This is a genomic window from Roseicella aerolata (assembly GCF_020523605.1).
Taxonomy (GTDB): domain Bacteria; phylum Pseudomonadota; class Alphaproteobacteria; order Acetobacterales; family Acetobacteraceae; genus Paracraurococcus; species Paracraurococcus aerolatus.
Genome location: NZ_JAJAQI010000136.1, coordinates 1 through 1,657 on the forward strand (window position 1 = coordinate 1; position 1,657 = coordinate 1,657).

The window sequence follows — 1,657 nt, forward strand, 5'->3', positions numbered from 1 at the left end:
CCCGCCCTTGTCTTCGTACTCGCCGCGGCTGGCGCGGTCGGAGACGGTGACGACGCCGATCGGGATGGCCTGCGACATGGTCAGGCCCCGAAGCGCGGGAACAGGACGTTGTTCTCTAGGTGGATGTGCTCCATCAGGTCGTCCGTGAGCTTGTGCGCGCCGGTATAGAGGGCGCGCCAGGTGTTGCAGGCGCCGGCCGGCGGCAGGCCGCCATCGGTCAGCGCCTCGAGCGCGCGCAGGTTCTCGCCGTGGTTGTCATGCTCGTGCCGCATCATGGCGATGGGCTGGCCGATCATCGGGTGGCCGCCGCGGCGCATGAGGGAGAAGAGCACCTGACAGTTCGACACCGTCGTGGAGAAGGATCACCACCTCAGGCGCTGGCGCTCGGCCCGTGCGCGGGTGAGCGCGGCCTGCCGAGCCCCGGCCGCAGTGTCGCGCGCCAGCGCCGCGCGGACCGCCGCAATCCGGCGCTGGATCCGGACGAGGCCGTGCTCCAGCTCGGGCGAGGCGGACCGCTGCATCAGCGCGGCAATGAGCTGCCCCCGCCGCGTGACGAGGGACTGCCGCAGCTTCCGGAGCATGTCAGCGATTGTCATCCCGGCTTCCCTCCCGGGGCGCAACGCCTGACTGGCTGGCAGGGATGCCACCCATCGAGCGGGCTCGGTGACCGTCCATGTCCAGCCCTGGGCCTGGCGCGCTGGCGCGCTGGCGCTGAGTGCCTCCTTTGCTGCCTCTGACCACCGCTCCAGCCGGGCAGTTCACGGGTTTGGTCCTCACGTGGTAGTTGCAGGATCGCACAGGTCAGGCTGTGCTCTGATGCCTCTGCCGCAGCAGTGGTCCGGTGCTGTCTGCGGCAATGCGGTGCGACGTGCCTGAGGGAAGGGCAAGCCGGCTGGGGCTTGCCCTTCTCCTTTGTCAACCGCCTCGCTTTCCCTGCGGTGGATCCTGTGGCGTTAGCTCCCACCCGCTCTCCGACCTCCCGTCGGCGGTTCCTCCTCCAAGCCTTCCTGAGCATCCTTGCGGCCGGCCTGCTCGGCGCCAGTGTCGGTCTCCTGCTGGACTGGCTTGAATGGTGAACTGGCCGCGGTGGCAGGGATGGGTTTCCTTGCGCTGCTGGAGCAGCTGCGGGGGAGGCAGGTCAGAGAGCCTGCCGTCGGGGTGGAGGTGAGATGGTCGGGGAGAAGAGCGCTCCTGGCCCGCCCCGCCGGGGTAAGTTGGCAGAGGCTCCTCAAGCGCAAATAGGCGAGAGGCGGCGAGGAGCCTTCACCTGGAGCGGCGCGCTCTGGCAACGGCTTGCGGAGATTTCACATCTCTGCGAGTCGTGATTGTGCATAATCGGGTGGAGCTTTCGGCTCACACTCCGTTCCCGTTGTCCAAACTTGGCCGGTGCCATTCTGATGGCACCGGCGCTTTTTGTCGGTCCCCACAGCTGCGGACAAGGGAAAGGCCGCACGAGGACGGGGTGGCCAATACGGAGGCCAGAGATGATCGGAGAGCCCCATCCCCGATCACGCTGCGAACCTCCTGTCGCTGACCTGGGCCCGCTGGCAGTATCCGTGCGGAGATTTACGGTAAGGCCCTGAGCAGGGCCGTGCGCGCCGGTGACGGGCGTTGGTTCATGATAAAGATGTCTTTGTCGTGAGTAACCGGCCGGCAC

Annotated in this window: 2 protein-coding genes; both read right to left on the minus strand. The window is 67.5% G+C overall.

Translation table 11 applies throughout. The annotated features are described in order from the left end of the window. Nucleotides 1-80: 80 nt before the first annotated feature. Entirely contained in the window at nt 81-347 is a 267-nt protein-coding gene (locus LHA35_RS28165; protein WP_226615029.1) for a hemerythrin domain-containing protein, read from the minus strand. 15 nt (nt 348-362) lie between these two features. Continuing rightward, nucleotides 363-596 carry a hypothetical protein gene (locus LHA35_RS28170; RefSeq protein WP_226615038.1) on the minus strand — a complete coding sequence of 78 codons (234 nt, stop codon included), beginning with the start codon at nt 594-596 and terminating at the stop codon, nt 363-365. Between the last annotated feature and the right edge of the window lie 1,061 nt (nt 597-1,657).

Bases quoted from the DNA above. Each gene is read 5' to 3' on its own strand.
- LHA35_RS28170 (WP_226615038.1), bottom strand. From the start codon at position 596: ATGACAATCGCTGACATGCTCCGGAAGCTGCGGCAGTCCCTCGTCACG.